The organism is Chryseobacterium sp. Leaf404, assembly GCF_001424145.1.
Lineage (GTDB): Bacteria > Bacteroidota > Bacteroidia > Flavobacteriales > Weeksellaceae > Chryseobacterium.
Genome location: NZ_LMQM01000017.1, coordinates 101,909 through 125,088 on the forward strand (window position 1 = coordinate 101,909; position 23,180 = coordinate 125,088).

General features: G+C 38.5%; 25 protein-coding genes. 7 read left to right on the forward strand and 18 right to left on the reverse strand.

All coding sequences use genetic code 11. The features are described 5' to 3' along the window. Nucleotides 1–55 precede the first annotated feature (55 nt). The 13 genes from ASG31_RS17990 to ASG31_RS18050 all read right to left on the reverse strand — a co-directional run bounded on the left by ASG31_RS17990 (nucleotide 56) and on the right by ASG31_RS18050 (nucleotide 11,251). Nucleotides 56–919: an AraC family transcriptional regulator gene (locus tag ASG31_RS17990; RefSeq protein ID WP_056036147.1), complete on the reverse strand. Its 864-nt coding sequence runs from the start codon at nucleotides 917–919 to the stop codon at nucleotides 56–58. Nucleotides 920–1,156: 237 nt separating this feature from the next. Then, nucleotides 1,157–2,146, reverse strand: a complete 990-nt coding sequence (locus ASG31_RS17995; RefSeq protein ID WP_056036150.1) for a DNA adenine methylase — start codon at nucleotides 2,144–2,146, stop codon at nucleotides 1,157–1,159. 146 nt (nucleotides 2,147–2,292) lie between these two features. Next, the gene (locus ASG31_RS18000) at nucleotides 2,293–2,739 is read right to left on the reverse strand and encodes a TraQ conjugal transfer family protein (RefSeq protein WP_056036153.1); all 447 of its coding nucleotides are present in this window, start codon (nucleotides 2,737–2,739) and stop codon (nucleotides 2,293–2,295) included. A 12-nt stretch (nucleotides 2,740–2,751) separates the two neighbouring features. Then, nucleotides 2,752–3,273: a conjugal transfer protein TraO gene (locus tag ASG31_RS18005; RefSeq protein WP_231433804.1), complete on the reverse strand. Its 522-nt coding sequence runs from the start codon at nucleotides 3,271–3,273 to the stop codon at nucleotides 2,752–2,754. A 37-nt stretch (nucleotides 3,274–3,310) separates the two neighbouring features. After that, on the reverse strand, nucleotides 3,311–4,213 hold the full coding sequence (gene traN, locus ASG31_RS18010; protein WP_056036159.1) for a conjugative transposon protein TraN: 903 nt from the start codon (nucleotides 4,211–4,213) through the stop codon (nucleotides 3,311–3,313). Nucleotides 4,214–4,232: 19 nt separating this feature from the next. Beyond that, nucleotides 4,233–5,525 carry a conjugative transposon protein TraM gene (gene traM / locus ASG31_RS18015; protein ID WP_056036162.1) on the reverse strand — a complete coding sequence of 431 codons (1,293 nt, stop codon included), beginning with the start codon at nucleotides 5,523–5,525 and terminating at the stop codon, nucleotides 4,233–4,235. A 4-nt stretch (nucleotides 5,526–5,529) separates the two neighbouring features. After that, the gene (locus tag ASG31_RS18020; protein WP_056036164.1) at nucleotides 5,530–5,799 is read right to left on the reverse strand and encodes a hypothetical protein; all 270 of its coding nucleotides are present in this window, start codon (nucleotides 5,797–5,799) and stop codon (nucleotides 5,530–5,532) included. A gap of 11 nt (nucleotides 5,800–5,810) precedes the next feature. Continuing rightward, a complete protein-coding gene (gene traK / locus ASG31_RS18025; RefSeq protein ID WP_056036166.1) occupies nucleotides 5,811–6,434 on the reverse strand; it encodes a conjugative transposon protein TraK in 624 nt (207 codons plus the stop codon). A 12-nt stretch (nucleotides 6,435–6,446) separates the two neighbouring features. Next, the gene (traJ, locus tag ASG31_RS18030) at nucleotides 6,447–7,439 is read right to left on the reverse strand and encodes a conjugative transposon protein TraJ (RefSeq protein WP_056036169.1); all 993 of its coding nucleotides are present in this window, start codon (nucleotides 7,437–7,439) and stop codon (nucleotides 6,447–6,449) included. Between the two features lies 1 nt (nucleotide 7,440). Continuing rightward, nucleotides 7,441–8,073, reverse strand: coding sequence for a DUF4141 domain-containing protein (locus tag ASG31_RS18035; RefSeq protein ID WP_056036172.1), 633 nt, complete (start codon nucleotides 8,071–8,073; stop codon nucleotides 7,441–7,443). Nucleotides 8,074–8,098: 25 nt separating this feature from the next. Then, a complete protein-coding gene (locus tag ASG31_RS18040) occupies nucleotides 8,099–10,606 on the reverse strand; it encodes a TraG family conjugative transposon ATPase (RefSeq protein WP_056036175.1) in 2,508 nt (835 codons plus the stop codon). Continuing rightward, the gene (locus ASG31_RS18045) at nucleotides 10,603–10,935 is read right to left on the reverse strand and encodes a DUF4133 domain-containing protein (RefSeq protein ID WP_056036224.1); all 333 of its coding nucleotides are present in this window, start codon (nucleotides 10,933–10,935) and stop codon (nucleotides 10,603–10,605) included. Before ASG31_RS18045 ends, ASG31_RS18040 begins: the two co-directional genes overlap by 4 nt. 10 nt (nucleotides 10,936–10,945) lie before the next feature. After that, on the reverse strand, nucleotides 10,946–11,251 hold the full coding sequence (locus tag ASG31_RS18050; RefSeq protein ID WP_056036178.1) for a DUF4134 domain-containing protein: 306 nt from the start codon (nucleotides 11,249–11,251) through the stop codon (nucleotides 10,946–10,948). A gap of 215 nt (nucleotides 11,252–11,466) precedes the next feature. Between ASG31_RS18050 and ASG31_RS18055 the strand changes: the two genes are divergently transcribed. Both ASG31_RS18055 and ASG31_RS18060 read left to right on the forward strand, forming a co-directional pair. After that, a complete protein-coding gene (locus ASG31_RS18055) occupies nucleotides 11,467–12,048 on the forward strand; it encodes a TetR/AcrR family transcriptional regulator (protein ID WP_056036181.1) in 582 nt (193 codons plus the stop codon). 102 nt (nucleotides 12,049–12,150) lie between these two features. Beyond that, complete coding sequence (locus ASG31_RS18060; RefSeq protein ID WP_056036184.1) at nucleotides 12,151–13,320, forward strand: MFS transporter; 1,170 nt, start codon at nucleotides 12,151–12,153, stop codon at nucleotides 13,318–13,320. A gap of 28 nt (nucleotides 13,321–13,348) precedes the next feature. Here the strand turns inward: ASG31_RS18060 and ASG31_RS18065 are convergent, their stop codons facing one another. The 3 genes from ASG31_RS18065 to ASG31_RS18075 are packed head-to-tail and all read right to left on the reverse strand — an operon-like array spanning nucleotide 13,349 to nucleotide 15,151. Next, nucleotides 13,349–13,972 (reverse strand): hypothetical protein, encoded by a 624-nt coding sequence (locus tag ASG31_RS18065; protein ID WP_056036186.1) that lies wholly within the window; start codon nucleotides 13,970–13,972, stop codon nucleotides 13,349–13,351. A gap of 11 nt (nucleotides 13,973–13,983) precedes the next feature. Continuing rightward, nucleotides 13,984–14,379 carry a DUF3408 domain-containing protein gene (locus ASG31_RS18070; protein ID WP_056036189.1) on the reverse strand — a complete coding sequence of 132 codons (396 nt, stop codon included), beginning with the start codon at nucleotides 14,377–14,379 and terminating at the stop codon, nucleotides 13,984–13,986. Between the two features lie 4 nt (nucleotides 14,380–14,383). Next, nucleotides 14,384–15,151 carry a ParA family protein gene (locus ASG31_RS18075; RefSeq protein WP_056036227.1) on the reverse strand — a complete coding sequence of 256 codons (768 nt, stop codon included), beginning with the start codon at nucleotides 15,149–15,151 and terminating at the stop codon, nucleotides 14,384–14,386. A 664-nt stretch (nucleotides 15,152–15,815) separates the two neighbouring features. Between ASG31_RS18075 and mobA the strand changes: the two genes are divergently transcribed. The 3 genes from mobA (at nucleotide 15,816) to mobC (ending at nucleotide 19,657) form a co-directional block, all read left to right on the forward strand. Next, nucleotides 15,816–16,253 carry a conjugal transfer protein MobA gene (gene mobA / locus ASG31_RS18080; RefSeq protein ID WP_056036192.1) on the forward strand — a complete coding sequence of 146 codons (438 nt, stop codon included), beginning with the start codon at nucleotides 15,816–15,818 and terminating at the stop codon, nucleotides 16,251–16,253. 1 nt (nucleotide 16,254) lies between these two features. Then, nucleotides 16,255–17,547 carry a conjugal transfer protein MobB gene (mobB, locus tag ASG31_RS18085; RefSeq protein ID WP_056036197.1) on the forward strand — a complete coding sequence of 431 codons (1,293 nt, stop codon included), beginning with the start codon at nucleotides 16,255–16,257 and terminating at the stop codon, nucleotides 17,545–17,547. Between the two features lie 118 nt (nucleotides 17,548–17,665). Continuing rightward, on the forward strand, nucleotides 17,666–19,657 hold the full coding sequence (gene mobC, locus ASG31_RS18090; protein WP_056036201.1) for a conjugal transfer protein MobC: 1,992 nt from the start codon (nucleotides 17,666–17,668) through the stop codon (nucleotides 19,655–19,657). Nucleotides 19,658–19,885: 228 nt separating this feature from the next. On the opposite strand, the gene ASG31_RS18095 is transcribed toward mobC, so the two are convergent. Further along, nucleotides 19,886–20,734, reverse strand: a complete 849-nt coding sequence (locus ASG31_RS18095; RefSeq protein ID WP_056036204.1) for an RteC domain-containing protein — start codon at nucleotides 20,732–20,734, stop codon at nucleotides 19,886–19,888. A gap of 42 nt (nucleotides 20,735–20,776) precedes the next feature. Then, nucleotides 20,777–22,483 carry a helix-turn-helix domain-containing protein gene (locus ASG31_RS18100; protein WP_056036207.1) on the reverse strand — a complete coding sequence of 569 codons (1,707 nt, stop codon included), beginning with the start codon at nucleotides 22,481–22,483 and terminating at the stop codon, nucleotides 20,777–20,779. A gap of 276 nt (nucleotides 22,484–22,759) precedes the next feature. Here ASG31_RS18100 and ASG31_RS18105 point away from each other — a divergent pair, with 276 nt between their 5' ends. Then, nucleotides 22,760–22,987, forward strand: coding sequence for a hypothetical protein (locus ASG31_RS18105; RefSeq protein WP_056036210.1), 228 nt, complete (start codon nucleotides 22,760–22,762; stop codon nucleotides 22,985–22,987). A gap of 17 nt (nucleotides 22,988–23,004) precedes the next feature. Next, on the forward strand, nucleotides 23,005–23,172 hold the full coding sequence (locus ASG31_RS18670; protein WP_185113228.1) for a hypothetical protein: 168 nt from the start codon (nucleotides 23,005–23,007) through the stop codon (nucleotides 23,170–23,172). Nucleotides 23,173–23,180: the final 8 nt, after the last annotated feature.

Genomic DNA, 23,180 nt, shown 5'->3' on the forward strand with positions numbered 1-23,180 from the left:
ACTTTAAGTGATACTTTTACGCCATCGTATTATTTCCCGGAACAATTAATCTGAATTACAGACTTTCTCTGAATTCTACCGGTGTGGCATTGTGATGCTTTTTAAAATATTTGATGAAATTGGTGGGCTCGTCAAATCCCAATATGTACCCAATTGTTTTTATGCTGTCATTCGTATGTCCTAAAAGACGCTTTGCCTCCAGCATAATCCTATCATCAATAATCTGCTTGACGGTTTTTCCAAGCACCTTTGAAGTGGCAGCGTTAAGTCTTTTTTCAGTAACACTTAAACCTGAGGCATAAAACTTCACCTGTTTTTGTAGCTTAAAATTATCTTCCAATAAGTCCCTCAGCAGTATCACATAGTCAGAATCCGGTCCTTTGATAATTTTATGTGCATTCTTATTGGTGAGTTCCCTTTCTGCAATGAGTATAATGGAATGCAAATGATTTTTTAATATTTCAGGCGTGAAGTCATCTTTTCCTTTTTTTATTTCCTGCTCTATTAAGGCAGTAAGGTTCTTGAAGGCAGATCTATTTTCTGATCCTAATTCAATGGATGAAACACCATACGTATTATTGAATACCAGAGAATTTTTAAGCAGCTGAATATCTGAAAGAGTCCTACAAAAAAAATCCTCTGTAAAAAGAATTGATTTCCCTTCGAATGGTACGGAACTGTATGAGTGCACAATGTCCTTATTGAGAAAAAGAAGAGAATTTTCATTTAGAGTAACCGTATTAAAATCAACAGTATGCGTCGTTTGACCTTTTGTAATCCACAAAATATGGAAAAATCCTGTACGGTGCGGATTGACAAGCATATTGTACTTTTGTTGATATAATTGTGCTACGTCCACGATCTCAAATTCGAGGGGTAAATTATTTCTGAATTTATAGGTGATTATATCGTTTGACATTCGGGTTCTTTCCTGTTTATTTTTTTGTCTAGTAAATCTACAAATATTCAAGCATATCTCTAAGGATCAATAAGGCATAGATATTCCTATAACCATAGCTTGATCTTTCTTTGACTGACGACGAAAAAATAATTTCTTTCTGCGGGCGAAAACATTTTTTCATAGTATTGAAGCAACCCATTTGAATTTCTGGGCCAAGACCTTCCCCATTCAAAAAAGTTGCTGAATGTTATCCATTTAATATTTGATTAAATGATGTAGAGATTCCTCGGTATACGACTTTCTATCATCTCTATGACTTTTAAACTTTGGGTATTTTATAGATGAGAATTGATAATGCCCCAAACCCGTCATCATCTCTTTTATTCGGGATGATGAAATGAAACCCTCATTATTATAGCTTAGAAATATATGCTTAAAATCAGCACTAGTGAGTATTTCGAGAAGCGCTTTATCCGCTTCTTTTTTCAGACAGAATCTAGATGTTTCATAGGATCTTATCCCGGTCTTCCCTTTGGGTTGAAATTTTGTATCATAAATGGCAATGGTATTGAGCAAATGATAGTATAATCCGTATTCTCTGCCATTGTACGGCGGATCCAGATATAATATGTCTCCTTTGATATTTTTAATCAGCATATTGCTATCATCTTTGTAGACTTTATACTCTATTAATCTCACAGCCCTTTTAATGGGTTTTAGTGCAATATTAAACGTCGCTGTTTTCTTCAACTTTTTTAAGTAAGCGCAATACACAGATGCAGTATTGGCAATTTTATCTGCAGCGACAAGAAGTGTCGCTATCAACAAAATATAGAGGTCTTCATTTATTTCAGAACATTGAAACAGTTGTTCAATATGCAGCCTCATCGCATCAATTTTCTTTCCATTGTTTGTCGAGAAATATAATCTCCGGGCCGTTCCTGATTCCGAGTATTCCTGAAATATAAATCCTTCCATCCCTTTTAACTGATTGAGTTCGTCAAGCATCGACTGGTATTGACCCTCGCTTACTTCACTGTAAAATGCGGAATTGAGAATATAGCTGTAATATTCACGGTCATTGTACCCAATACTCTTAACTTTATTATGAAAAAAATTTCCCACTGCTCTGCTTCCTACAAACAGATCGAAGAAACTGCAATCATACAGTTTTTGATCTACAGAATTTGATATGACATTGAAGATAAATTCGGATAGTCTTACTTTAGATCCCAGATAATTCATTTTTTATTTGCAATCTCCTGCGTAAGGAGGCTGAAACTTTATTCAGTCCGTTGTTGACCTGATTTTGCTCTGAATGTCGTTATGATTTTAGTTATGAAAAAACGGCTTGGTTTTACACCAAGCCGTCTGTAAGTCAACGTTATTTTTTATGACGCATTGTCAAATTCAAATTCAAAATCAATCCTTCGTTCGTTTCCAAAACTATCTTTGATCCAAATACTGAACTGATGGGATTCTGAAGCTTGCGAGGTGTAGTAAAGCCTGAATTGCTTTTGCTTTAATGGATATTCGTCATTAGGCAGGTAGGGCTCGTCGTTGTAATAGCGAAGTTGACCGGAGCCTTCAAACTGAAAGTAACGAACACTGTATGTTGTGCCGTTAAAATTTGAAAGAGTAATAAGTGATATCCGGATTTCTACGGTTTCATTTTCCGCGATCTCTGAAGGCACAGGCAATATTTCAACATCGAATGGAAAGTCCTGCTGGATTTCCAGATCGTTGTCTTGACAAGAACTCAGTAGCAAACTGATGATAAACATGACCAGCGAATACCGGAACAATATTGATAATTTTTTGGTGATGACATTTTTCATTTTTTACACTTTTTAAAAATTAAATCGCAATCCAAAACCAAACAAAGCGTGAAGCTGTCCAAGCTCACTATTCTGCAAATAACGTAATTGCCCATTGACCAGAAAAACCAGTTGTTCCGTCAGGTAGCTTTCCAAGGACAGCTTACCATTGGCACCGTAAATAAAATTCTCGGTTGAATTAATTTTAGAGCCATCATCGATCATTTCATTTCCTTTATTGATCTGTTCATAACCTGCTAGCCCGCCTATACCAAGATTGATATTGACATTTCGCATCAGGTCTCCCCACAGATAAAGGCTATATCCTCCATTGAACAAAAACGTATCAGTCGGAATATCGTAATGGGTATATTCGCTATATTGTCTGTTGTATTCCGCCAATCCGAAAAGATAATTACCGTTTTTAGCATAGGAAATTAGACCTGCACTTAAAGCATAATTGTATTTCTCAGGAGACTTCGGAAATACGGAATAAGACACTTCTAAACCTTTTTGCTTTGGGATCATTTGCTGAGCACCAGTCTTACTATTCATAAGTAGTGCTATGATTATTAAAAATATCTTTTTCATCTTATCTCGATTTTATAGTTAAACCACTGATCAATCTGGCATTGATGAGATCTTTATTTTCAAGTGCTACCTTCTGATGCCGTCCACCATTTTTTTCCAGAATTTCGATTTCTAAAACCTGATCTTTCAAAAGGGTAAACTGATCCAATAAATAAACTCCCATCAGGTCGGAATGGTGAAAAGCTGTTGTGACCGGCATATTGACCCTAATCGGCTCTAACAGTTTGTCTTGCACAACGGTTCTTTTTAAAATCTTCTTGTCGACAATTTTGAAAGTGACCCATTCGATTTCATAGGCTACATTACTGCTGTTGTTAAGCTGTAAAGTAAAATAGTATTTGTTGTCATTGACATGCAGTGCCCTCACTGAGAACTGAATTCCAAAGCTTTTAGATGCAATGTGTTTGATCGTTCTATGGCTTTTTTCATACAAATTTTCCATGATCAGTTCTGTTAGGGAAGACGAACTTCCTTTGAGGTCTTCAAACAAAACATCCGTAGAATATTGTTGTTCCATGCTTCTTTGCTGCTTTAACAAATCATAACTGAGCACGTCCGGATAAGAACTGTAATAGACATCAAAGTTGTAAAACTTCCCATCCTCTGTGATTACCGAAAAATTCGTTTCTTCTTCAAAATCCCTGACGGCAGATTTGACACGAAGAACATTTCCGATAGGATCAGCCTTACTGGCGATCAACAGATCACTTCCGAGGTCAACGTAGCGGATTGGTGAAGGAAACAGCAGATGGGAAGTCTTGTTGTACGTGACCTGCATTTTGTAGGATTCTAATTTTGCCTCTTCCAATGGCAGATGACTTAAGATAGAATCCTGAGCGGACGATCTGCTCGCAAAGAGCAGAAACAGAATTATCAAGAGATAATGACTTTTATTTTTGTTCATTTTTCTTTAATTTTTGTTGTTATTTTTTAGATACCAGAAATACCTGGTGACCAGACTTTACAGTGACTTTGGGCTGTCGGACTCGTTTTTGGAAATAGCCCGACAAGCCTTGAACCACCCCCCTGCTCAAGTCTGCAGCGATCTGTTGTCCTGCTGACTGGGTCATCATGATGTTGGTGCCGGAGGTTTGCCCCATACTTCCCACAATGTCGGTTACGGCATTTTGTTCCGGTGAATATGGAACATACAAACCTGGCTGACCATCATTGTCATAAACATTGATTTCTACGGGATAGATACTGCCCTGATATTCGATGGATGAAATAATAAGCTGCAGTCTCCCACCCTGAAACTTTCCTGTAGCTTTAAGCAAGGTTCCGGAGGGAATCTCCTTGCGGCCAAGTCGCATATTTTCCACAAGTCTTATGGATAAAGTACTTTCAGAAGTCATTGTCTTTGTTTCCTGCACAGTGCCTTTAATCGCATTACCGACTTGCCTTGCATCTTTAAGATCATGGTCAGGTCCAAAAAAACGTTGATTAAAACCTGTTACAAATGCACTGTCTGACGGTTCCCTGTACAAGGATGAGACAACATTTTGACGGACTGGTTTTGCTGCTGTGAAAAGCTTTTCTTTTTGAGTCGATGGTTTCACATCATCTTTTCCGGATACTGATACCTCCTCCTTATTATTAACAGGAAGATACTTGGCAGCCATCTGGTAGGATTTCTCCATTAGTTCCAGCTGGTCGTTGATGCCCATTCCAGCAGGGACTGCATTGTTCTGGGAAGCCTCATTCTTTAATCTGGAGATTTCATTTCTGAGGTTATTTACTTCACGATCATCGCGACTGTAGAAGGAACTCAATGTTTGCTGTGCATTACGATAACTCTTGACAGCATTCTGATCAGACGGTGGAAGGCCGTCCGAACTGCCGGTCAAAGAATTTCCAGCAGGATTACTACCCTGGTTGTTTTCGTCAGACCAGTAATCCGATAAAGTGGTGATCGCATTCCTTTTCGCTTCATCTTTTTGCTCGAGTAGCTGCTGTTCATAGGCTTTCTGTTTATCAGATTGCAGCTGATCATCCTTGGCCTGCGGGATACCCGCATTAAAACCGGAATCATCAACGATTTTATTCTCCTTAGGCTTAAAAATGAGGTAAAAACAACCTGCACAAACCGCTGCCATCAAAAAATAAATGACCGGCTTCTTTAGTCGCTCCCACTGTGAATTCTGAAAGTTTTTTGGTTCTTGCTCAAATTGCGGTGAATCACCTTCAGTGATCTTAATTGTATTTGAATCTTTCATAAGTCTATCTTTTAAGCGGGGCATTCGTGCGACTATCATTTGCAGCATTTCCCACATCAACGCGGTCTGAAATGGTGGTGATGTGACTGATCGACATGGTGTTATTCTTATTTCCAGTCGAAGTCGCTATGCTGAAAAGCACAACAACTGTAAGCACGGCATAACATCCAAAAAAAAGCTTAGTCAATAACCTCTGCTGAGCCGCTGGTAGCGCCTTCCATTTTTGATCGGCCTTTAAAACATGACGTTCTATTGTTTCTCTTATTTTTTTCATTGTTCTTATTGTTAACGTTCAACAGTTTCAACATCTTTGTTTTCAATGACATTGAATTTTTCAATGGTAAATCCCTGGGGATTGCTGTCAGACCGCACTGAGTTGACCAGTGAACAGTCGGTGATCAGGCTACGTATCGTCAGATTACTAGATCGGATAATGAATTGTCTGGCAAATGTTTTAACCTGATATGGATAATTGTTGAAGTCAGCCACCACACTGTCAACCTCAACCCTTTGCTGAATATTGCCGGAAATGATTCGGTTGTAATAACCTTTTTCCTGCAGGTCTTTGTAATAGTTGAATGCAGACTGATCTGCCAGATTGAAAGCTCTTTTAACATTGCTTTCAATCGCATTCTTATCCGGCGCCACTGTAAAGAACAATTCATGAAATCGCCTTACATGCTCTCTGGCTTCTACAGGTCTGTTGATGGACATATCCTGTGAGAGTGCCACCATCAGCGACTTGCCGTTATCCAATACATAGATCTTTTGTCGCTGTTCCTCGGCAAATTGATAGGACTTGAAAACAACGATTCCTACCACTGCAAAACAAAGCACTGCAAAAACAAATGTGAATAATCGGATCTGTTTGAAGCTGCTCTCTATATTTCTTAAAGTTTTAAATTCCATTGGATCGTTTTTTTATTTTAATAATCTGCCTGAGATATTCCCTGTTGCCGAGCCTGCTGCAGCCCCTGCAATATTGCCTGATTTTGTAGCGGTCTGGTTGACATTACGCATAAAGTTTCCTGCTCCTCCTGCCTGAATGATCCATCCTGTAACCGTTGGCACCGTAAAATATCCGACAATACCGATGACCATATAGATGATGTACACGGTATTGGAAGTATCAGGAATAAAATTGGGGTCTGCCAGCATTTCAATATCTTTCTCAATGATGAGTGTTTGAATCTTGGCCAGGATTGAACTGAAAATATCAGCAACCGGCAACCACAGATAGACACTGATATATCTTGTCAGCCATTGGGTCAGCGTGGTCTGAAATCCATCCCACACGGAGATGGCAAACGCAATGGGTCCCAATATGGAAAGTACAATGAGAAAGAAGGTCCGGATCGTATCTATGACCAACGCTGCGGACTGGAATAGGATTTCTAAGAACTCTCGAAAACCGTCCCTGATCTGTTTCTTAATATCGAACATTTCCCTTTCGATGTACATTCCGGACATCGTCACCAGGTCCGATGGAGACCAGCCGAGCTCGTCAAGCTTCTTGTCAAATTCCTCATCCGAGATCAGATAGGCCATCTCAGGATTCCTGAGCATAGCTTCCCGTTCCAGAAGATCTTTTTTCTGCTGCAATTTGTTCAGATCCAGAACCTGATCCTCCAGCATGGAATGGCTTCCCTGAACGATTGGACTCAACACGCCATTGATACTTCCCAGAACCAATGTTGAAAAGAACATGATACAAATACCGATGGCAAAGGGTCTCAGCATCGGAAATAGGTCGATCGGTTCAGCGCGGCTGAGTGACTGCCATACCTTGAGAGCCACATAGAACAATGCGCCCAAGCCGGCAACCCCTTTTGCCACGGCAGCCATATCGGCACACAATGGCATCATCTCATCATAAACTGAACGAAGGACTTCGTGTAGATTAGTAGGTTCCATCTTACCAGTATTTTTGGTTTGAGGTTCCGTAAAGATCTAATACCCGCTGAGTGTTGTTCTGTTTTTTTGCTCTCAAATAGCTGACAGAAATATTCTTGTTGGTATAGTATCTAACCAGATTGTGATATTCTTTAACCTCTTTGTAAACCCGGTCGATCACATCCATCCTTTCTTTATCATTTAAAGAAAGCCCATTGGCGGTGATAATCTCCTTCAGCTCTTTCAGCAGTTCTGTACTTTCTGTCAATAGTGCTGAATAGCCGTTCGCAATGGCCGTCAGTTCCTGCGCATTGAAATTGGGATCGTTGAGCATCTTACTGAAATTGGTAACATAGATCTCTGACACGTCGCCGACGAGCAGTACGGTCTGCTGCACCTTTCGGGCGTCTTTGACCAGATTGTTGATGGCTTTCAGCTTGTCGTAATATTCCTTACCCTGTTCATACACTTTTTTCACTTCGTTGAAGTTCTTGACGACGTTGGAAACGGTTGATGAGGTCTGCACGATCTCATTGGCTGAGTTCAAAATGCCAGATGCCAGGTTAGCCGGATCGGTTACGACAAATTGTGCCTTTGCATAAGTTGCGGTAGCGAAAATGGCTACCATTGCTGTTTTAATAATTAGATTTTTCATTGTTTTAAAATTTTAAATGATTGAATTAATTGTCTTTGGTCGATTTGATTCTTTTTAGAGAGATCCTCTTAATGGCATGTTCCACATTGCCGTCAAGTTCAGAGGCCAGATTCATCACTTCCATTTTCTCTGTTTCTTCAGTAGTATAAGCCAGATATTCTTCAGTGGAAACTTCTGTGGCATAGACCGCAGAGTGCGTTCCGCCCAATCCGATCCAGACTTCTTTGTAGAGTCTTTTTGGATCGTTGTTCATATTAATGGAAAGTACCTGCGATTTTTCTTTGTCCGTGAGCCCAAGCATCGCCTGGATGTCATCGAATTTGTTCATATACTTTCGCTGATCCAAAAGGATCTTGCAGTCTGAATTATTGATGATACTCTCCTTGACAATCGGAGACTGGATGATGTCATCCACTTCCTGGGTCACCACAATGGCCTCTCCGAAGAATTTCCTTACCGTTTTGAACAGATACTTAATGTATTCTGCCATACCCTCTTTGGCAATCGCTTTCCAGGCTTCTTCGATGAGGATCAGTTTTCTGATTCCCTTAAGTCTTCGCATTTTGTTAATGAAGACCTCCATAATGATGATGGTGACAATAGGAAACAGGATCTTGTGGTCTTTGATCGCATCGATTTCAAACACGATGAAACGTTTCGATAACAGGTCAAGCTGCTTTTCTGAATTCAGCAGGTAATCATATTCTCCCCCTTTGTAATAAGGTTCCAGCACATTGAGAAAATTGGCGATATCAAAGTCCTTTTCCCTGACTTTTTTCAGTTCCAGAACTTTCTGGTAGTCATCTTTGACATAATCGTAGAATCCGTTGAATGAGGGACACGCATTTTGACGTTTAATCTGTTCAATATACCCACTTACTGCATTGGATAATGCCACTTCTTCCGAACGGGTCGGTGGTTCATCATCCCTTTTCCATAGTGTGAGGATCAAGGTTTTGATGCTTTCTCTTTTTTCAATATCAAAGACGCCGTCATCGGTGTAAAATGGATTGAAAGCGATCGGATTGTCTTCGGTATACGTAAAATACACGCCGTCCTCTCCTTTCGTCTTGCCCTTGATAAGCTCGCACAATCCCTGATAGGAGTTTCCGGTATCGACCAGCAACACGTGAGCACCCTGCTCGTAATACTGCCTCACCATATGATTGGTAAAGAATGATTTACCGCTTCCTGATGGTCCCAAAATAAATTTGTTCCGATTGGTGATGATCCCCTGTTTCATCGGGAGATCTGAGATATCCAGATGTATGGGTTTTCCGGTCAGACGGTCGGCCATCTTGATCCCGAAAGGTGATGGAGAGTCCTGATAATTGGTCTCCTCTGTGAAGAAACACAAGGCTGGTTCAATGAACGTGTAAAAGCTTTCTTCACTCGGAAAGTCACCTGCATTGCCCGGGATCCCTGCCCAATACAAGGTTGCCGTGTCAGTAGTATTGTGGCGGGGTTTGCATTCCATCAAGGCTAAAGCACTGCCGGTATCATTCTTCAGCTGTTTCAATTCTGAAGGATTATGTGACCATGACATTACATTGAAATGGGCACGAATGGATTGCAGACCATATGAATGAGCTTCATTGAGGTATTTCTCTATCCATTCTTTGTTGATCTGATTGGCTCTGCTGTATCTTGCCAGCGAGTGCATATTTCTCGCAGACTTTTCGAATTTGCCCAGGTTCTCATCGCTGTTGTCAATGAATAGGTATTGATTGTAAATGTGATTGCAGCTTAACAGAAGTCCTACGGGAGAAGCAAATGACAAAAGGCAGTCACTTCGGTCGGTGCTCAGTTTTTCGTATCGGCTGTGTGATGAGACCGTTCCGGGCAAATCATCGGTATCAGATAAGGTGTGCATACTGATCCGATTATTGCCGATCCTCATTTCTTCTGAACCGAGTTTGATGTCTTGCAATGATGGATTGGTTTCTCTCGACAAGGTCAGGTACTGTTCCAATATTCCTGAATGTTCGGCGGTTCCTGAGATCTCATCTTCGGTCATTCTTTCCAGATGGATATAACCGCTGTCATTCATAATCCTTTCAAATTGATCGACGGATTCCATAAAGCGACTGATTACTTCTTTATCCTTAATCTCCTTTGGGATCAGCTTGCCTTTGCACAGCGAAGAAAAATTGCTCTGCATCCGCATTCGTTCTTTACTGGTTTTCGTAATGAACAGATAACAGTAATGGTTTAAAAAAGGTCTTTCGTTAAAATGCCTTTCAAAGGATTTTGACAGAAAACTCTGGTCTTCTCTTGAAAGATCAGGATTGTAGTTCTCCTTGATAAACCAATCTTGTTTGTGCACAACCGTAAAATCTGGCAGGGTCTTGATTGCTTTAAACCAAGCCGAATGCATCGCTTCATATTCCGCAGATGCTACCGTAAACAGTTCTGGAAGTCTGACCTTAAAGCAAACCGTTACATCCGCATCTTTTGAAATAATACAATCGTTTTCTATCGCAAGCAGTGGAAATTTACTCTCCAGCGTTGCGGCTTTGGAGGTATTTCTCATACTGAACATTTTTGACCATTACTTTTCAAATAGCGATATATGCACTTGCGGCTGATGATGTATTTGGGATGCTTCTTCTGAGCTCCTAATTTCATCAGACCGTGTTCACCGTACTTTCCGTTCAGTGAGAAGGTCTGCCAGATCAAAAGTGCACTGCTGGCTCCGCCAATCGTGAGGCAGAGATAGGTATTGACGCCAGCCATGTACATGACCATCACGAACACGAGTATCCCCAATAATCCCCCTGCAAAAATGAAGAGGTATTGTGCTTTTAGTCCTTTGAACTCTACGGTTCTTCCGATGCCTTTGTTGATATGATAAGTATTCATCATCATCATTTTAAAGGAAGAATGAACGAAGGATCGTAGCCGCTACGATCAGAAAAATACACGCACCAAACCAGCTGGCAGCGGTCTTGCTGGTGTCGGGATCACCACTGCTGAACTTGTTGTAAACCTTGACACCTCCGATGAGTCCGACGACTGCCCCGATGGCATAGATCAATTGGGTTGCAGGTTCAAAATAGGAGGTCACCATCTGTGTGGCCTCGTTGATCCCTGCAGTACCATTGCCCTGGGCGAAAGCACAGGGGGCAAAAACTATTGCTAATATTGCAAACAGCAGTTTTTTTCTTTTTTTTTCCATTTTACAAAAATTTAAATGTTACTCAGACCTGCTCTTTGCAGGACTCAGAAGCAAATTTGTTGTGGAAAAATGGGGTGTTTTTTAACTGTCTTTTAAAAAGTTGATTTGGCTTTAAAAGATCTTAGGAATTTAAGAAGTAGAAAACAAAATGTCTAAAATAAATAAAATTCAAAAATTATAAACCGAACAGTTTAAAATTATATATTTGCAAAGTAATGGCAAGAAAAAAAGAATTTGAATACGAGGTAAAGCTGGATGTGGCAATGAATCTCTTTTGGGAACAAGGCTACCACGTGACCTCATTGAGTGATCTTGAAATCAATATGCAGATCAATCGCAGCAGTATTTATCCTACCTATGGTGACAAAAAAGAACTTTTATTAAAATGCCTTGACAAATATCAAAGATCCAAGCTGACAGAATACCAAGCTTTTCTTGATAACAGCGGTAATAATGCGTTGGAAGACCTAGTCAAAATATTGAACCTGTCAGTACAACAGAGCATGAACGATAATAAAGTGTGTCTGGCTGTTAAAATGATCTTTGAAATTGCCTTGGTTGATAAGGAAATCAATAAAATGCTGGTTGAAAACGAGAAGAAAATTGAAGTCGTTTATCTGACATTACTGCTCCGGGGAGTACAGCAAAAACTGGTCAAAGATGAATTGGATATAAAAACTACGGCATCATTTTTTGCAAGCTCATCGACCACCTTACTCAAAAATTTTGTACTTTATAATAATAAAGCACAAGTTAATGCAATGATCGGCCTCTTGATTCAATTGATCAGTCGATAGAGAAATTCACAACTATTTTTATTAATGGATTAACTAAGTTTAGCTAAGTCTAAATAATTAAACATATATTTTTTTACCCTATTTTAAACCGTTCAGTTTATTATGATAACAAACTTAAATAAAAGAATAGCATACATTGGATGCTTAGGTGTTGTTGGAATTATCAGCACAGAATTTGGTGTGATCGGCATCTTACCACAGATCGCAGAATATTACAGCATCAATATTGCCACAGCCGGATACCTCCTCAGTGCCTTCGCTTTATTGATAGCTATTACAGGACCATTTACGGTATTGTTTGCTTCTAGATTTGATAAGAAAAAAATCATGCTTTGGGCGATGGGATTATTCTTGATCTCAAATTTCTTTTCCATTTTCAGTCCATCGTTCTGGATCTTGATGATACTTAGAATACTGCCTACGCTCCTACATCCGGCATTCTTCTCGATGGCTATAGCCGCAGCTGTAAAGGGAACCTCACAAAAAGATCAGATGCATCTGACGGCTATCATTATAGGAGGTATTGCTCTTGCACAGGTAACGCTGATACCTTTAGGAACTTTTCTTGCCAGCATATATTCCTGGCAGGTAACCTATATGCTCCAAGGATTCATCATATTGCTGACAATATTGATCATTCTTAAGTTTCTTCCGTCTTTGCCCAACCAAAAACCTGCTTCTTTTAGAAGTCAGTTATCCATTTTAACTCGGCCTAGATTTATCTCAGGTACGCTTTTGAACCTATTCTTGATAACGGGATGGTTCTGCTCCTATAGTTATTTTGCTGATTACCTCGGATCAGTGAAGCATATGAGTGAAAAAGAAATAAGCCTTTTGCTGTTACTGTTCGGAGCCATGGGCGTAGTTTCCAATTATGTGGCTGGTAAATTATTGGGAAAGAATATGTTTTGGACGACCCTATTTTTTATTGCTGGTGTTTTCTTGATACCTTTTGCATTTCATTATACAGGCACCTCATTTTTGGATGTTGCGATAGTTACCGGTATTTGGGGAATTATGTATGGTCCCTGCTTTCTGATAGGTGTTGGCTATATGATCTCAGCTGCACCGGACGCCAAAGAATTCGCCAATAGCCTACAGACCTCATTTGGAAACTTAGGCGTTTCACTAGGAACATCCGTAGGTGGTTTTTTTATTTTCCAAAATGGTATATCAATAACACCATGGGTAGGAACTGTATTTGGTGCTCTGGCAATTTTGGTCATAGTCTGGCGTGCTTATCTTGATAAAAACCATCTAAAAGATAAATAGGTTCTTAATTATAAAAAGGGGAATTTGTCTAAACAAACTCCCCAATATCGAAACCTTCTGCATCATCGTTACGCTTAGAAGAAATGTCCTCATCTTCATTCGAAATACTTTGGCTCAGCAAAACTGCAATTCGCTTTGAAGCGCCATCCAACGAATTTTCTAAAAGATCAAAAAGCTCGGTTCCCTGAATTTTTTGAATGATGTTAACCGCTTGCTGTTCAAAGTCAGGCTCCAGCACATCCTGCTGAAGCAGCTGACCCGCAGTACTCAATTCCTGAAAGGTAACCCCTGTAGCAAACCCGCTTTCAATTTTAGAATCATCCTGGTACTGCCAGTCTTCTTCCTCGTCTTCCCAATCATTATTTTTGACCAGTATCTCGTCAAGTTCTTTCTTTGAAGCCGTGTTTTCAGATACTTCCTCTTTGGTTTCTGAATCAAAATTATTTGCTTTTGGTACGATAGATTCACCTTGGCCTTGTTCGGCGTTAAATGGCTGTAACTTTCTTTCTTCTATCCTTGTTTTCCCCATAATAGAGGGCAAAGCTTGGTGAGGTTCAGTACTTTTTTCCTTAGGATGGTGATCTGTAGATTTCCTCTCCCACATTAGTAGGATGATAATTAGTAATAATGCTATGATGATTAATTGTTCCATAAGATGATTAATTAAAAAATTGGACGGTATTTATTGTTGAAATCATCAGTGATCTGTTTTTCAAACGTTTCGAAATGGTAAGCCAAAATATTGTCGAGATAAGCATACAAGGGAATCTGATCATCAGCAACAATCTGGATGATTCGGGAAAGCCGTTCATGATATTCGGGGCGTATGTAAATGCTTTTGTCACCTCGCTTGGTCATCGTGTGATGCGTGAGAAACTGGTCGGCATAGGTAATTTCAATATTTTTTTTGCTTTTTATTTTTTGCTTCATCGCCGTTTTTTCCTTTTCAGAATCAAGTTCATGATTCTGCGTTTCCTTCTTTGTGCTGCCAGCCATGATAGACATCAAATATTGTTCATCGATATTTTTGTCTTCGTTATTCTTTTTATCATTGTCCATCTTTTCACAATTTTAAAATTCTTAAAAATTCCTCCATAAACTGGTCGAGCCGACATAACATCATCAACTTAGGGTCTGCTGGCAGCAATGTCGAACGGAAAACGGTTTTGGCGACCGTCTCCCCTTCTTTACGAAATCTCTTACTGTCTGTGATCGATGTTTCCATCAATTGAAGTCCAAGATCTTTGATCACCTTATTGTAATTTTCATACAGCGGTGTTTTCTCCCTACCATCGACCTGATTCCAGAACAGCTGTACGCTTTTGATCTCGGTATGCTTTTTCTTCATCAAGACCTTGGTTAGGACATCCGTAAAACTTAAGGTACTTTCCAGGACAACCCGGTCTGCGGTTATCGGAGAAAAGATATAATGGACATTAGCGAGGGTACTCAAGATCCCTGCTGTATTGACCGTGCCCGGCAGATCGAGAAAAACAACGTCAGCCGTCACGGCTGAAGTTTTAATATATTCTTCAAGTTCTTCCAACACCGTGTCGGTCTTGCTTTGGAAAACGGGATAGGCTTTTTTATTAATGGTAGTAAACTGTTTGTGAGCCATTTTTTTTAACACCTCATTTTGCATCACTGTTTTAAGATCCCGCTCTCTCATCTGTATCAAACTGTATTGCGGGAAGTCACAGTCGAACACTGCGACATTGTAACTCAAACGATAATGAAGAATACTGGCCAAAAGTGATGTGAAAGTACTTTTTCCTACGCCTCCTTTCTGCGTGGAGAAGGCAATGATTACTGGTTGTTTTTTTGTTTCCATTTTCTTTGATTTATAGTTGAACATTATTTAATGGTAATTGTAGAAAGGCTGATGGCGACAAGGATTGCAATACTTCCAGCTTTCCATAAATCTTGAAGCAATGAAAGCATATCTGACTTCAGGAATGAGGAGAATATTTCAATCAGTCAGTTGGTCTTTCTTGAAAGCATTCTGTACCTCCGTCAGCTTGTAATTCCTGACTGACCTTTATGCTGCGGGAATTCCGGATGTCCGGAAAGCTTGAATTCCTGAATGCTGGAATGTTTGCCTTCAAGATCTCTAACAATGTTGCTATCCAGCATTCCCGCTGACATTCTGGTGCAAATAAATAAAATCCGGTTTTACTTAACCTCTGTCTGGTTGCCTTTGGCTTGTAGTGGACTTGTTTGGCATTCTGAACATCAACGGATCTGCGAAGTATTGTGATTTACTTTGTCAACGGATGATTGACAGGCTGCTATCACTTCATCTTTTGCTAAAGTGAAAGTTGTTAAATGTTGGATCGAATCTATTGTACTATGGGTTTAGCCTTTCACCCGAAAGGGGCAAGTTGTGTTTTGAGTGCCTCATAACTGTTTTTTGTGCCTCAAAACAACTTGCCCTGCCGGGAGCTGGAAAACATTCTCCGAAGTCGAAGTTTTATGAATAAAATAATTGAATTACTATGACCAACCAAAACAATAAAAACAGAAATAAAGGTGGCAGAAAACCAAAGGTGAATCCAAGTACCCACCGCCATGTTTTTAGACTGACAGATGAGGAAAATGATCGTTTGATGATGCTTTTTGAAGAGTCAGGACTTTCTAATAAAGCAAAATTCATAGTCCATGCACTGTTTTCGAAAGAAATTAAAACGGTGAAAATTGATAAGGGAGCGGTAGATTTTTACATGAGATTAACATCTTTTTATTCTCAGTTTCGTGCAGTAGGGGTTAATTATAACCAGGTGGTAAAGCTTTTACATACCCAATTTTCTGACCGGAAAGCCGCTGCATTTTTATATAAACTGGAAAAACAAACGGCTGAGTTAGCCGTTTTCTGTAAGAAGATCATTGATATTACGGAAGAGTTTAACAGACATCATTTGAAAAAGGAAGAATGAAATGATTGCAAAAATTGGGAGAAGCTGCAATCTATATGGAGCGTTAGTTTACAATAATAATAAGGTTGAAAGTGAGAAAGGAAAAATTTTAATGACTAATAAAATGATTGAAACGGCTGATGGAAGGTACACGGTATCTCAATTAGCACATTCATTTGAACCTTATCTGGCAGCAAACCGCAATACAGAAAAGTATACCCTCCATATCTCATTAAATCCAGATCCAAAGGATAAAGTCAACGATGAAGATTTTGTACAGATTGCACAGGATTATATGAATAAGATGGGATACGGAGAACAGCCTTATGTTGTATTTAAACATCTGGATATCGACCGTACGCACATTCACATTGTTTCAGTAACTGTTGATGAGTTGGGAAAAAAGATTTCAGATCGGTTTGAGAAAAGAAGATCAATGGAAGTATGCAGGGAGTTGGAAAACAAATTTGAATTAGCACCTGCTACAATGAAAAGAGATGAGAAATATGACTTAATATTTTATCCTGTCGATCCGAAAGCTGGTGATGTAAAAAATCAAATGGCTTCTGTAATCCGTCATCTTCCGAAATACTACCAGTTTAGAAGTCTGGGCGAATACAATGCTTTACTTTCCCTCTTTAATATTACAACAGAAAAAGTTGATGGTGAGTTACAAGGTAGAATACAAAGTGGCCTGCTCTATTTTCCACTGAATGAGAAAGGTGAAAAAGCAGGAAGTCCTTTTAAGGCATCTTTGTTTGGAAAAGATGCAGGACTTTCAGCTTTGGAAAAACATTTTCTGAAATGTCGTGAATCTCTAAAAGATGATGTCCTGAAATCTCATCTGAAAAAAGTTATTGCGAATATCATAAAATCAACATTGAATGAAAATGATTTTAAAAATAATTTAATCAGACGGGGAATAAATACTGTGATTAGAAGAAACAGTAATGGGATGATGTACGGAATTACATTTATTGATCACACCTCAAAAACTGTCTGGAATGGTTCAGGTCTGGGGAAAGAATTTTCTTCCAATACTTTAAATGAAAGATGGAAAAATGAAAATTTAAAAGAAAATAAAAGAATGAGCAGTAAAAATAATGAAATTCCGGGTACAGCCAGGCAACCAGCTCCACTGTCAGACAAACCACATGAATTTTTCGGTTTTTTAGAAAAACATCAAAATGACAGTCAGTCCGAAGAGAGCTTTATTGAATCGGCAGGTGGATTATTTTCATTTGATAATTACAGTCTTCAGGAGGAACTTGAATTTGAGAATCAGATGAGAAAGAGACGGAAAAAGAAACGTTAAGGTGCAAAATATCTTCTGCAATACTGACAAACACTGCCTAATCATGCCGGCAATTTCACGTATGCTGGCTTCAATCTTATCGTGCTTTACATTCGCTCCCAAATAATTATATAATCTTATGGGAGAAGATGATGCAAGAGGTCTGACCAAAATAATGGGATTTATGAGAGCCATCAGTATTCTGTTGGTTTTAATGCATCTCTATTGGTTTTGTCACGGTTTTTTTTTGGAAAGGGGCTGGACTTTAAATCTTATAAATAAAATACTGTACAATTTTGACCGTAAAGCAGGTCTGTTTTCGAATCTTCTATATTCCAAAATATTTGCTCTCGTATTACTGGCACTGAGCTGCCTGGGAACAAAAGGGGTAAAGAATGAAAAGATCAAGTGGTCAAAAATATGTGTTGTTTCAGGGATTGGGTTTGTTCTGTTTTTTCTGAATTTTCCTTTGTTGGATTTGGAATTAATTATTGGTAATTTTCTTTATATTCTGTTTACGGGATTGGGTTATGTTTCTCTGATGGTTGCAGGAGTATGGATGAGCCGACTGCTGCGAAATAATCTGATGGATGATGTTTTCAACAATGAGAATGAAAGTTTTATGCAGGAGACTAAACTGATGCAGAATGAGTACTCTGTCAATCTTCCCACCAGATTTTATTATAAAGGAAAATGGAATGACGGCTATATCAATGTTGTCAATCCCTTCAGAGCAACAATTGTTTTAGGAACTCCGGGTTCAGGTAAATCCTATGCGATTGTCAATAATTATATCAGGCAGCATATTGAAAAAGGCTTTTCAATGTATATTTATGATTTTAAATTTGATGACCTTTCTACGATTGCGTACAATCATTTGTTAAAACATACGGACAATTACAAAGTATCACCCAAATTCTATGTGATCAATTTTGATGATCCAAGGAAGAGCCATCGCTGCAATCCCTTGAATCCGGAATTTATGACGGATATTTCAGATGCCTATGAAGCGGCGTACACCATCATGTTGAATCTGAACAGAAGCTGGATACAAAAGCAAGGTGACTTTTTTGTTGAATCCCCTATCATATTACTCGCTGCAATTATTTGGTTTTTGAAAATCTACGAGGATGGAAAGTACTGCACGTTTCCGCACGCCATCGAACTGTTAAACAAAAAATATTCTGATGTATTTACCATCCTTACCTCATATCCTGATCTTGAAAACTATCTGTCCCCCTTTATGGATGCCTGGCAGGGAGGTGCACAGGATCAGCTACAGGGACAAATCGCTTCCGCAAAAATTCCGCTATCCCGAATGATCTCCCCGCAGTTATACTGGGTGATGACAGGCGATGATTTTTCCCTGGATATAAACAATCCCAAAGAGCCTAAAATATTATGTGTAGGAAACAATCCTGACAGACAGAATATTTATTCTGCTGCTCTGGGTCTGTACAACTCAAGAATAGTAAAGCTGATCAATAAAAAGGGACAGTTGAAGAGTTCAGTGATCATCGATGAATTACCAACTATTTATTTTCGGGGACTGGACAATCTGATTGCCACAGCGAGAAGCAATAAAGTTGCTGTATGTCTGGGCTTTCAGGATTTCTCACAACTGACCAGAGATTATGGGGATAAGGAAAGTAAAGTGATTCAAAATACGGTTGGTAATATTTTCAGCGGTCAGGTAGTGGGTGAAACAGCGAAAAGCTTATCTGAACGGTTCGGTAAAGTTCTGCAGAAAAGACAAAGCATATCGATCAATAAAAATGACACTTCCACATCAATCTCGACACAGCTGGATACTTTAATTCCGGCATCGAAAATATCTACGTTGACGCAGGGTGTTTTTGTCGGAGCCGTCTCTGATAATTTTGATGAAAGAATTGAGCAGAAAATGTTTCATGCTGAAATTGTTGTCGATAATGAACTGGTAGCGAAAGAAACTAAAAACTATCGGAAAATACCGGAGGTTTTAAGTTTTGTAGATAATGATGGCAAAGATCAAATGAAACAGGTGATCGATGAAAATTACCGAAAAATTAAAACAGACATTTCGACAATTATTAATGTTGAGCTCGAAAGGATTAAAAATGACCCGGATTTACAGCATTTGATTCAGTAATAATTTTTAAAGACCGGATGATGATTCTGAAAAGATGCATTAACTATCTAAAATTGATTTTAAAGCAAAAAAAAAACCTCAACTCAAATGTTGGGGTTTATTTTGAAAGGATATTTAATATAACTAGTATATGCATTTTTAATACTAACAACTATTATACCGAGATCTCATCTTGTTCAGTAAATAATGAGCATAGTAAATATATAATTTCGGGATTAAAAATACTATCTATCTAAAATCGTCCATGTTATTGAAATGCTGAATTAAATTATCATTAACCATCTGCAGGAATTTTGTGGGTCCCTGTTTTCTGTTACGGATTTCAAAAATGGTTTTATGAAAATTGCCTAAATCTAAACTTAATGATTTTTCAACAAATTTAATGACTTCGCTGAGCTCGATATTTCCCCCATTGAAACACCTCATCTGATAAAGACCATAAACTAGTTCTACAAGTCCACTCTTGGATCCTGACCATACCAATGGTGAGAGTGGTTGATTGCCTGCTTCTTCTGATATCGATGCTATCTGCTTTTTTAAATATTGTTCATAATCCTGAGTTGCTATAAAATGGCTTATTAAATGATCATGGGAAGTAGTAAAGCTTAAATCAAAATTATAAAACCCGGATGAAAGTTTCATTTTCAGATCGTACGAATTTCTGACAAAGATTTTGTGATCGAGATACGTGGCATCCCTGCGGTAATAACTGTAAAATTCAGAGTGCTGTTCATAAAAGCTCTTTAACTTTTCCTGCTCATTCTCGTAGAACTTTTTTAAAGTCTTTTTTCCTGCATGCGGTAGTCGGGATTCCAGTTCAAGTATGGAGGAATAATAAATAAATTTTGAAATAAATACGGGCTTCATGTGTTTGAAGAAATAAACTTCTTCCCCAATATCTTCAAAAATATGATTTGATACCAGATTTTTGACCTGCCTCGTAATGCTGTCAATGATAATAAGACATTTTTCGGCGACCTTAACGATATCAGGTTCTTGGTCGTGAAATTGTTTGATGCTCTCCCGGAGTTTCTCCTCCAATGCTGTGATTTTTCTAAAAATTGTTTTTGTTACCATGTCCTTTTTTTAGAAATTTACAAAATTTCACGAAGTTGAGGTTTATGGCATACCTAATTCTTCCCTTCTTTTTTTAATAAAATCAGCCGGACGAATTCTATTATATTCGTAAAATAAATCGGAGAAATTTTGACGGGCTGCTATACCGCACATCGCTGCGAGGACCTCAATATTAAGTTTTAATGCATCTCTGTCGGTATTCAGAAGATGAGTAATGTAGCTGATTCTTAACTGTGATAAATAGGTAGTAAAAGTAACACCTTTATTGTCCTTGATGTAGGTGGATAGGTATAGGGTATTTGTACCGAAATCCTTTGCAATCGTTTTTTGGTTGATTCCTAGCTTAGTGAAGGCTTTATCCTCTTCAAATTTTTTGATCTTCTTTCTAATCTTTTCATGTATTTCCGGAGACAGGCCTGACCTCGGGCTTTTAGGTACTTCATCAACCTCTTCCTTTTGCTTAAGATGCTCAGATTCTTTCGTCAGTCGTTGTTGGAGCTGATCATACTTTTTTTTAATCTTCTGGTCCTTGCGGTATCTGACCAGAAAAAAAACGATGACTAAAAAGGCGACAAAAATAATAACCTGGGCAAATCTTATCTTAGTGTTGCCGGCTTTCTCAAGTTCTTCTTTCTCTTGCAATAATGTTTTTCGGTCATAATCGCTGTGTAATCTATTGGACAGATAAGGGAAATCCTTTGTTATCAGGCTATCGGCCTTAAGCAGTTGCCTGGTATAATACAATTCTCTCTTTACATCCTTTCCCTGGTAATAATCAATAAGAACATTATAAGATTTAGTGACTTCCGGCAGTATAAACTGATTGACATTAAAAATAGAATCAATTTTTTTGTAATTGAAAATTGCTTCAGCTTCTTTATTCTGGGCATCGAAAGTCTTACCCAAATAAAAATATACTACCGAACTCCATGAAAAATCATTACGCTCGGTCAGTCCCGGTAAAGATGCTTCAAGATCTCTTCTCGCAGCGACATAATCTTTCCTGTAATATTTTGAAATACCTCTGCACTTGAGAAAATACGCATTTTCAAGTCTGAAATCTGCATTATTATTTGTCAGTAGATACCCTAGTGAACTGAGGCTGTCGCTTTTTTTAAAGTTCTTTAAGTATCTGTTAATTACGGTCAATTGATGCAAAGTATTATAGTAAGCTTTCCTTGAATTGTACAGTTCAACATAATTCTTTTTAATTTTAGACTGGGCTTCGTAATAAACAATACATTTTTCAAAATGTAATTTTGCGTCTTTATAATATCCCAGATGACTTTTGACAATTGCTAAGTGATATAAAACCTTATTCTTTAAAAACTCATCCTTAGAACTTTTTGAAAACTCATACGCTTTTAAATATTCATCCAGTGCTGCTGTAAACTTCTTTTTGTTGAAATAATACAATATACCTTTACTTAAATAGGATTTGCTGATCTCATCTTTATCGCCAAAATCAACGGATGCAGAAATTGTACTGTCTGCATATTTTATTTTCTGATCAAATACCCTGGAAAACTGACGACCGTCACGGTATCCCTGAATCAACCTGTCCTTTCTACCCTCGCTCTTTGCTTTCTGAATATACTGAATAACTTTCGGTAGTGCGGATTCATCATCCGTTTTTAAATCCTTGTATGAACTGCGGATTTCAGCATAGGAAATTTGCACTTTTTTCTGAGAAAAAAAGTGGATTGACAATAATAAAAATAACGAAAAAATAAATCTGTTCTTTTTCATCTGCTCTTTTTAGAACCTCACCATTCCAAAAATAAACATTTTACAACATAATAAATCAACTTCTACTGATTTGATTAATAATTCACAGTCAAATTATGACAATCTATGCAACGAGCCTGTTTTACAGCATTATTTGCCTGTCTCAATTATTAAATTAGGACGTCCTAATTATCCAAAAGCTCCTACAAACAGTTTTTTAGACCGCTTGTCCCCAATATCTTTGGGTTAAGAATTCGAATAAATATCCGGCCGGGATAACCAACAAAAATTATTAAAATGAAAAAGTTGATCCCATTATTAACTATCGTGAGCGGTAGTGTTTTTTTACAAAACTGTACACAACGTGATGAAGAAATCACGCAACTCCAAACGCACTTTGAGCGGGAGCAAGGACCACTCAGTGCCAAAGGTGATTCCACAGAATCTTCCGGGCATTTATATCCCGATCCTCCTGTAAAGGATGGTGACGACTGGCGGATCGCCCCGAAAAAATTTACTGACTAACAATAAAGAAATGTAAGATGATTCCTCAGAAATCCATATCAGCTGTTACAGGCAAATCATGTCCTGCCGGTGGCATCTGGGAAAGTACGGGGAATTTTAAAACAACAATTACCATGACTAAAGGATCTGTGATGCCCGATTACTGTGGAACGAAAGTCCAGTGGATTTTGATTTTAAAAAAATAACAAAAAAA

Bases quoted from the DNA above. Each gene is read 5' to 3' on its own strand.
- ASG31_RS18075 (WP_056036227.1), bottom strand. From the start codon at position 15,151: ATGGAAACAAAAAAACAACCAGTAATCATTGCCTTCTCCACGCAGAAA.
- ASG31_RS18105 (WP_056036210.1), top strand. From the start codon at position 22,760: ATGAAAAAGTTGATCCCATTATTAACTATCGTGAGCGGTAGTGTTTTT.
- ASG31_RS18095 (WP_056036204.1), bottom strand. From the start codon at position 20,734: ATGGTAACAAAAACAATTTTTAGAAAAATCACAGCATTGGAGGAGAAA.
- ASG31_RS18065 (WP_056036186.1), bottom strand. From the start codon at position 13,972: ATGGAACAATTAATCATCATAGCATTATTACTAATTATCATCCTACTA.
- ASG31_RS18040 (WP_056036175.1), bottom strand. From the start codon at position 10,606: ATGAGAAATACCTCCAAAGCCGCAACGCTGGAGAGTAAATTTCCACTG.
- ASG31_RS17995 (WP_056036150.1), bottom strand. From the start codon at position 2,146: ATGAATTATCTGGGATCTAAAGTAAGACTATCCGAATTTATCTTCAAT.
- ASG31_RS18005 (WP_231433804.1), bottom strand. From the start codon at position 3,273: ATGAATAGTAAGACTGGTGCTCAGCAAATGATCCCAAAGCAAAAAGGT.
- traJ (WP_056036169.1), bottom strand. From the start codon at position 7,439: ATGGAACCTACTAATCTACACGAAGTCCTTCGTTCAGTTTATGATGAG.
- ASG31_RS18050 (WP_056036178.1), bottom strand. From the start codon at position 11,251: ATGGAAAAAAAAAGAAAAAAACTGCTGTTTGCAATATTAGCAATAGTT.
- ASG31_RS18100 (WP_056036207.1), bottom strand. From the start codon at position 22,483: ATGAAAAAGAACAGATTTATTTTTTCGTTATTTTTATTATTGTCAATC.
- ASG31_RS18670 (WP_185113228.1), top strand. From the start codon at position 23,005: ATGATTCCTCAGAAATCCATATCAGCTGTTACAGGCAAATCATGTCCT.
- traK (WP_056036166.1), bottom strand. From the start codon at position 6,434: ATGGAATTTAAAACTTTAAGAAATATAGAGAGCAGCTTCAAACAGATC.
- ASG31_RS17990 (WP_056036147.1), bottom strand. From the start codon at position 919: ATGTCAAACGATATAATCACCTATAAATTCAGAAATAATTTACCCCTC.
- mobB (WP_056036197.1), top strand. From the start codon at position 16,255: ATGATTGCAAAAATTGGGAGAAGCTGCAATCTATATGGAGCGTTAGTT.
- ASG31_RS18035 (WP_056036172.1), bottom strand. From the start codon at position 8,073: ATGAAAAATCTAATTATTAAAACAGCAATGGTAGCCATTTTCGCTACC.
- ASG31_RS18055 (WP_056036181.1), top strand. From the start codon at position 11,467: ATGGCAAGAAAAAAAGAATTTGAATACGAGGTAAAGCTGGATGTGGCA.
- ASG31_RS18000 (WP_056036153.1), bottom strand. From the start codon at position 2,739: ATGAAAAATGTCATCACCAAAAAATTATCAATATTGTTCCGGTATTCG.
- ASG31_RS18060 (WP_056036184.1), top strand. From the start codon at position 12,151: ATGATAACAAACTTAAATAAAAGAATAGCATACATTGGATGCTTAGGT.
- mobC (WP_056036201.1), top strand. From the start codon at position 17,666: ATGGGAGAAGATGATGCAAGAGGTCTGACCAAAATAATGGGATTTATG.
- ASG31_RS18045 (WP_056036224.1), bottom strand. From the start codon at position 10,935: ATGAATACTTATCATATCAACAAAGGCATCGGAAGAACCGTAGAGTTC.
- mobA (WP_056036192.1), top strand. From the start codon at position 15,816: ATGACCAACCAAAACAATAAAAACAGAAATAAAGGTGGCAGAAAACCA.
- ASG31_RS18020 (WP_056036164.1), bottom strand. From the start codon at position 5,799: ATGAAAAAAATAAGAGAAACAATAGAACGTCATGTTTTAAAGGCCGAT.
- traN (WP_056036159.1), bottom strand. From the start codon at position 4,213: ATGAACAAAAATAAAAGTCATTATCTCTTGATAATTCTGTTTCTGCTC.
- traM (WP_056036162.1), bottom strand. From the start codon at position 5,525: ATGAAAGATTCAAATACAATTAAGATCACTGAAGGTGATTCACCGCAA.
- ASG31_RS18070 (WP_056036189.1), bottom strand. From the start codon at position 14,379: ATGGACAATGATAAAAAGAATAACGAAGACAAAAATATCGATGAACAA.